The organism is Arthrospira sp. PCC 8006 (assembly GCF_046480465.1).
GTDB classification, from domain to species: Bacteria; Cyanobacteriota; Cyanobacteriia; order Cyanobacteriales; family Microcoleaceae; genus Limnospira; species Limnospira platensis.
Genome location: NZ_PKGG01000253.1, coordinates 1 through 6,716, shown reverse-complemented (window position 1 = coordinate 6,716; position 6,716 = coordinate 1). Strand labels below are relative to the sequence as shown.

Genomic DNA, 6,716 nt, shown 5'->3' with positions numbered 1-6,716 from the left:
GCGTGACTATACCCCAGAGGATTATATAACTACGATCGCCGAATTTATAGAAGCCACCTGCTCGGAACCGATTATCGCGATCGCCTCCTCAGTAACCGCCGCCCTCACCGTGCGAGTGGCGATCGAAAAACCGGAATTATTCAAAGGGCTAATTCTCACAACCCCCTCCGGCTTATCGGACTTTGGGCAAAATTATATTAACAGTTTATTTGCTCAAATTGTCAAAACCCCAATTTTAGACCAAATTCTGTACGCCACCGCCGTCGCCAACCCCATCGGAATCCGCAGTTTTTTAGAGCAGCGTCAATTTGCCCGTTCCTCTCGAATTTATAACGAAATCGTCGAAGCCTATCTTGAATCCGCCCTACAGCCTAACGCCGAATATGCAGCCTTATCATTTGTGCGAGGGGATTTATGCTTTGATTTAGCCTTATATATACCCCAATTAACCACTCCCACCGCCATGATTTGGGGAGAAAAAAGCCAATTTACCAGCCCAGAGATGGGAGAAAGATTAGCCAATCTAAATCGGGAGGCGGTGCGAATTTTCCAAAAACTCGAGGACGTAGGACTAACGCCGCAGTTAGAATTACCCGGCGTAACCATTGGCGTAATTAGGAGTTTGCTCAAAGCCCTAGAACTCGCATAAGCTAAAAAATGAGGTAACAGGTGCCAGAACTTGCTATGTCCAATTCCGAGTACATCAACAATTTAAAGTGGCAGCCAGAAGCCACAGCCAAACTCAAGAATATTCCCTACTTCGTCCGAGGTCAAGCCAGACAAAGGATTGAACAACTAGCCAGGGAAGCCGACCAGGAAGAGGTTACAGTGGAATTAGTAGAACAAGCACGCCTTGAGTTTGGTCAGTAGTAAAACCGCTGGTAGTATTTGCTCAAAATGACCCCACTAGCCTTTAAACTAGGGGTTGGCTTTTGATTGTATTTTGAGGTTTATTGGTCCAAAAGTGAGAAAAATCATTATTGCCGGAAACTGGAAAATGTATAAAACCCAAGCAGAAGCCCAGGAGTTTCTGAAAGGGTTTGTGATGGAATTGGAGGACACCCCAGAAGAGCGGGAAGTAGTTTTGTGTGTCCCCTTCACTGATTTGGGTGTGATGTCCAAGAGTTTGCATGGTTCACGGGTACGCCTAGGGGCGCAAAATGTTCACTGGGAAGATTCCGGGGCTTATACTGGGGAAATCTCACCCCCGATGCTAGTGGAAATTGGTGTGCGGTTTGTGGTCATAGGTCACAGTGAACGTCGCCAATATTTTGGCGAAACCAACGAAACAGTTAACCTGCGCCTGAAAGCGGCTCAAAACCACGGTCTAACTCCGATTTTGTGCGTGGGAGAAACTAAGGAACAGCGGGACGCAGGAGAGACGGAATCTCATATTTTCTCGCAATTAGAAGAGGGCCTGGTAGGTGTCGATCAGAATAACTTGGTCATCGCATACGAACCGATTTGGGCGATTGGAACCGGGGATACCTGCGAATCTGAGGAGGCTAATCGGGTAATTGGTCTCATCCGTGGCAAATTGAGTAATCCTAACGTGACGATTCAATATGGCGGTTCTGTGAAGCCGGATAATATTGATGAAATTATGGCACAGTCAGAAATTGACGGTGCTTTGGTCGGCGGGGCTAGTTTGCAGGCGGATAGTTTTAGCCGCATTGTCAATTATCGTTGACAGGTTGGCGATGATTAAACCAATCACTATTCGGGGTCATTCCTTTGATTGGGGAAGCCGTACTTATTTGATGGGGATTTTGAATGTAACGCCGGATAGCTTTAGCGATGGCGGGGTGTTCAATTCCCTAGATGCTGCCCTGGTCCGGGCGGGTGATATGGTTCGGGCGGGGGCGGATATTATTGATGTGGGAGGGGTGTCTACTCGTCCTGGGGCTGAGGTGGTTTCTCTGGAAAGGGAACTTGAACGGGTGCTTCCGGTGGTGTCGGGTTTGCGACAACTGGGGGATATGGTGATATCTGTGGATACGACCCGGGCGGCAGTTGCTGAAGCGGCAGTAGGTTGTGGGGCGGATATTATTAATGATATCTCTGGGGGAATCTATGACCCGGATATGCTATCAGTGGTGGCTGATTTGGGGGTTCCAGTGGTGTTAATGCACCTACGGGGTACTCCCCAAACTATGCAAACTCTGACGGATTATGGGGATTTGATGGGGGAAATTAAAGGGTTTTTGGCGGAACGTCTGGCGGCGGGAATGGCGGCGGGAATTCCAGCAGAGTACATGATTGTTGACCCTGGAATTGGTTTTGCGAAAACATTAGAGCAAAATTTGCAGATTCTGCGAGAATTACCCCTATTGAAGGATCTCGATTGTCCGCTATTGGTGGGACCGTCCCGTAAGAGTTTTATTGGTAAGATTCTTGAGAAGCCTGATCCTCAAGGGCGTGTCTGGGGGACGGCAGCGGCTTGTGTGACGGCGATCGCTCATTCTGCTGATATTCTCAGAATACATGATGTGCCACCTATGGTAGATGTGGCGCGGGTCGCAGATGCGATTTATCGTCAAGCCTAAAATTGGGAAGGTGCGATCGCACCATTTGATGGTTTCGGGTTTCCTGGGCGCGCCCCGTACTCGACGACCGAGGCAAATTTATCGAATTTTACGATCATGACCAGTGTGGCATCAATTTGGCAGTCTATTACTTTGCGGAATCTCAACCTCTACCAGTGGCGGGGGGGAAGTCTGCTGTATCGCATTAGTGGCAGTTTGCGATCGTGGCGACAGGGAAGCTGGTTAATGGAATGGGGGGAATTAATTGGGGTGCTATTGGTGGCGGCGGTGTTTGGGTTAGCCCCTTTTGTCAATACGGCTTTAATTGGGGTGTTGCTGATCGCCTGTGGCGGCTTTTGGGTTCTGCTGACCCTGAGTGATGAACCCTCACAAGTGGCATTTACCCCTATTCACCTGTTGGTATTGTTGTATTGGGGAATCGCCACGATCGCTACATCCCTATCTCCGGTAAAACAAGCCGCATTCACTGGGTGGGTGCGCTTGACTCTTTACTTGGTCCTATTTTTCCTGATGGCGCGGGTTTTCCGATCGCCTCGTTTGCGATCGCTTTTTATCGGCTTCTATCTGCATATTACCCTCATTGTCGGGGTTTATGGGATGCGGCAGTGGTTTTTTGGCACTAAAGCCTTAGCTACTTGGGTAGACCCCACATCAGCCCAAGCTAATATCACCAGAATTTACAGTTATTTGGGTAATCCTAATTTACTCGCTGGCTATCTCATCCCAGCGGTGGGGCTGAGTCTGGGGGCGATTTTGGCTTGGCGCGGCCTGATGCCGAAATTGTTGGCAATTACTATGGCGCTGGTCAATTCTGTGTGTTTGGTCTTAACCTTTAGCCGTGGGGGATGGCTCGGGTTTGTCGGGTTATTGTTTACTTTTGCCGTTTTGCTGCTGTACTGGATTAGTCAATATTTCCCACCTTTTTGGCAAAAATGGGCTGTTCCTATTGGTGTCGGTGGCTTGGCGGCGTTGCTGGTGTTAGCCATAGTAGTTGTGCCACCAGTGCGCGATCGCGTCGCGACTGTCTTTGCTGGACGTGGTGATAGTAGTAATAATTTCCGCATCAATGTTTGGGCGGCGGTCATAGAGATGATCCGCGATCGCCCTATATTGGGAATTGGACCTGGTAATAATGCTTTTAATCAGGTTTATCCGTTATATATGCGCCCCCGATACTCTGCTTTGAGTGCCTATTCTGTCATCTTAGAAGTCATCGTAGAAACTGGGTTTGTAGGGTTAACCGCCTTCTTATGGCTATTGATCGTGACTTTTAACCAAGGATGGCTACAACTTAAAAGGCTACGAGAGTGGGGAGATCCCGACGGTTTTTGGTTAATAGCTGCGATCGCCACTTTAGCCGGAATGTTAGCCCATGGTCTGTTTGATACAGTGTTGTATCGTCCCCAAGTTAATACTCTCTGGTGGTTAATGGTGGCATTGATTGCTAGTTACTATTTACCTAATAGCCAGGGTGTTAATTCAGATAGCAGCAGCAACTGATGATTTAGCCGGCCCTTGTGGGAGTTGATTGATCTTCAACCATTGGCGATAGTTTTGTGATTGGCTAATACCCTGAGACAGAGTTAGCCATTCATCCCCTGTCAGTGATGTTTCCAGGCGATCGGTCAACTCCAACCAGGCCCAGAGTACACAGTTATCTAAATCAGAAAACGATTTTTGATGCAGGTAATATCTACCCTGACGGCAAAGTTCAATCCGATATTCCTGCAAAAATCGATAAATTCTCAGTTGGTATTCCCACAAATGGAATGTTTCCATCAGTTCTAACATCGGTTAGTGATCCTCTCGAGTGCCTCTAGTTATTGTTCCTCATCCTACAACATCATCCTTTGAGGTCCAACAATCATACTGACACTTCTTTGGCTGGACTCTGAATCTAATTCTAGCAATTTCTAAAATAATTGTTACGCCTCAATCACCCTCAATCTGCCTTCAATCAACTAATATGGGAATTTGTAAACACCCCAAACCTCAGACAGGAAAACACCATAACCCCCAGATCGGTCGTGATTACCGAAATGACCCCCAACTAAATCGGTTAGCCCGTGAAAGATATAATTGATCAAAATACAAAACCACTCAATCCCTCTAGGGAAATTGAGATTTAATTGGGATTCTCCAGAACTATGCTAGATGCCACCATTATCATTTTATTTATCATAGCAGGAGCCGGAACCGGCTTTTACGGGATAGAACTGCTTCCCAGCAGCGTCCTAGAACAGGTAACTAATATTGAGGGATTACGGTCTGTCACCGCCGCTTTTACTGGCCTAATTGGTATGGTAATCGGTTTAGTCGTACAAACCACCTATCACCGGGTCGAGGAACAAATCCGCCAAATGCCTCTTGAGGTATTACTCACCCGTTCTATTGGTATGGTAATCGGTTTACTGATTGCTAACCTCATGCTCGCTCCCCTCTTTTTGTTACCCATTCCTAAAGAGGTTGGCTTTATCAAACCTCTGGGGGCCGTGCTATGTAGTGTTCTATTTGGCTACACTGGGGTTAACCTGGCTGATACCCACGGACGGGCTTTTCTACAGCTAATCAACCCCAATAGTTTGGAAACTACACTACTGGCTGAGGGAACTCTTAAATCTGCTCATACTAAAGTTCTCGATACCAGTTGCATTATTGACGGTCGCATTGAACCTCTGCTAGAAACTGGATTTCTGGAAGGTAAAATTCTTGTGCCCCAGTTTATTCTGCAAGAGTTGCAATTGGTAGCTGATGCTGCTAATGATCAAAAGCGGGCGCGGGGACGACGGGGACTTGATATCCTTAACCGTATCCGAGAAGAATATCCCGAACGGGTTCAAATTCACTCGGCGGACTATGAGGATATTGCCACCGTAGACGCAAAATTAGTGCGGTTTGCTCAAGAAATTAATGGGTTTCTGCTCACTAATGATTACAATTTGTCTAAAGTGGCAACCGTCCAACAGGTTCCTGTTCTGAATATTAATGATCTTACCCAGGCGGTGCGTCCGTCCTATTTACCTGGGGATCTTCTGGAATTGAAAATCCGCAAGGAGGGTAAAGAACCTTCCCAAGGAATTGGTTATCTTGAGGATGGCACGATGGTTGTGGTAGAGTCCGGTAGCGAATACCTCGGCGACCAACTGCGGGTAGTTGTCACCAGTTCTCTGCAAACCTCGGCCGGCCGCATGATTTTCGCCCGTCCAGAACATTCTGTAATGGCTTAAATATGTAAAGAACTGTGGGTAAAGTCTGTTTCAGACTGCCTCGATTTTTTTTGGGGCAGTTTGACTTTTTATTGAGTAATATCACTATAGTTGAACGGTCAAAACAATGGGATATAACAAAGGTGACTCTTACGAATCAGTTATTTTTGAAATTTTGAAACAAAAGGGGCTACTACCTAATGAATCAGAAAGAGCTGGTGCTGGAGGAGGAGTAGACATCCAATTTTTATACCGTTCTCGTCTATGCAATTTAGAAGTTAAGCTAGATCTTAAAGCAGACTACGGACAAAAAACATTAGGTTGGAAGGATGGAAAATGGTTTTTTAACAAGTCAGATGTTACGACTGATTTTTATACAAAAATAGGTATTATAGATTATGTCAACCAAAAAAATATTGTACCCAACAGGTACAGAATAGCTAAAGACAACATAACACGATTTCACAAACAAGCGGATCAGAGGAATTTTGAAGATTCGGTCAATATTTCTATTAATGCATTATATGACTACTATGCCGAAAAAGAATGCTACTATATCCAAATTGGTGGTTATGGGTTTTATCATCTAAAAATGGATTATTTACAACTTGGTACACCTCAATTTAATTGTAATATGCAACTGAGATTAAGAGCCAAAACAGTTCATAGCAATCCAATTCACAATTATGGTTTTTATGCAGTTTTGAAGCCTCAAGGTAAGCCCAAAACAGAGTCACCTTATGATATTGAGGAAAAAAGTGGTCGACTATTTCCACTAATTGAGTGATTCAACAGTCAATCCTAAAAACTCTATTTTTTTATACAAAGAAAAGTATCTTTTTCTTTTTTTTCATCTTCTGGATCAGTATAAGTAGGAATCTGTGTATATTTAGAAATGAATTGTATCCATTTCTTGACAGTATGAGCGCGGCGTGTTTTGGTTTTAAGACTTTTTTTGCCAGTA

8 protein-coding genes are annotated in these 6,716 nt (G+C 45.4%); 7 read left to right on the top strand and 1 reads right to left on the bottom strand.

What is annotated here, in order from left to right:
• From B9T16_RS23990 to B9T16_RS23970, 5 genes are all read left to right on the top strand, one after another.
• Positions 1–649 (top strand): alpha/beta hydrolase (locus tag B9T16_RS23990; protein ID WP_410245957.1); only part of this gene is annotated, 649 nt, incomplete at its 5' end.
• A gap of 35 nt (positions 650–684) precedes the next feature.
• Positions 685–870 carry a PCP reductase family protein gene (locus B9T16_RS23985; protein WP_006619627.1) on the top strand — a complete coding sequence of 62 codons (186 nt, stop codon included), beginning with the start codon at positions 685–687 and terminating at the stop codon, positions 868–870.
• A 94-nt stretch (positions 871–964) separates the two neighbouring features.
• Positions 965–1,690, top strand: a complete 726-nt coding sequence (gene tpiA / locus B9T16_RS23980) for a triose-phosphate isomerase (RefSeq protein WP_152088531.1) — start codon at positions 965–967, stop codon at positions 1,688–1,690.
• Positions 1,691–1,700: 10 nt separating this feature from the next.
• Positions 1,701–2,546 (top strand): dihydropteroate synthase, encoded by an 846-nt coding sequence (gene folP / locus B9T16_RS23975; RefSeq protein WP_410245956.1) that lies wholly within the window; start codon positions 1,701–1,703, stop codon positions 2,544–2,546.
• 96 nt (positions 2,547–2,642) lie between these two features.
• Positions 2,643–4,046, top strand: a complete 1,404-nt coding sequence (locus B9T16_RS23970) for an IctB family putative bicarbonate transporter (protein ID WP_410245955.1) — start codon at positions 2,643–2,645, stop codon at positions 4,044–4,046.
• Here the strand turns inward: B9T16_RS23970 and B9T16_RS23965 are convergent.
• Complete coding sequence (locus B9T16_RS23965) at positions 4,026–4,337, bottom strand: hypothetical protein (protein WP_410245954.1); 312 nt, start codon at positions 4,335–4,337, stop codon at positions 4,026–4,028. The genes B9T16_RS23970 and B9T16_RS23965 overlap by 21 nt on opposite strands.
• Positions 4,338–4,693: 356 nt before the next feature.
• Between B9T16_RS23965 and B9T16_RS23960 the strand changes: the two genes are divergently transcribed.
• Both B9T16_RS23960 and B9T16_RS23955 read left to right on the top strand, forming a co-directional pair.
• Positions 4,694–5,773, top strand: a complete 1,080-nt coding sequence (locus B9T16_RS23960; RefSeq protein ID WP_006619632.1) for a PIN/TRAM domain-containing protein — start codon at positions 4,694–4,696, stop codon at positions 5,771–5,773.
• Between the two features lie 106 nt (positions 5,774–5,879).
• Positions 5,880–6,539, top strand: a complete 660-nt coding sequence (locus B9T16_RS23955; RefSeq protein WP_410245953.1) for a hypothetical protein — start codon at positions 5,880–5,882, stop codon at positions 6,537–6,539.
• Positions 6,540–6,716 lie beyond the last annotated feature (177 nt).

Excerpts from the sequence above, each read along its gene's own strand:
- B9T16_RS23985 (WP_006619627.1), top strand. The coding sequence starts at position 685 with ATGTCCAATTCCGAGTACATCAACAATTTAAAGTGGCAGCCAGAAGCC.
- folP (WP_410245956.1), top strand. The coding sequence starts at position 1,701 with ATGATTAAACCAATCACTATTCGGGGTCATTCCTTTGATTGGGGAAGC.
- B9T16_RS23970 (WP_410245955.1), top strand. The coding sequence starts at position 2,643 with ATGACCAGTGTGGCATCAATTTGGCAGTCTATTACTTTGCGGAATCTC.
- B9T16_RS23965 (WP_410245954.1), bottom strand. The coding sequence starts at position 4,337 with ATGTTAGAACTGATGGAAACATTCCATTTGTGGGAATACCAACTGAGA.
- B9T16_RS23960 (WP_006619632.1), top strand. The coding sequence starts at position 4,694 with ATGCTAGATGCCACCATTATCATTTTATTTATCATAGCAGGAGCCGGA.
- B9T16_RS23955 (WP_410245953.1), top strand. The coding sequence starts at position 5,880 with ATGGGATATAACAAAGGTGACTCTTACGAATCAGTTATTTTTGAAATT.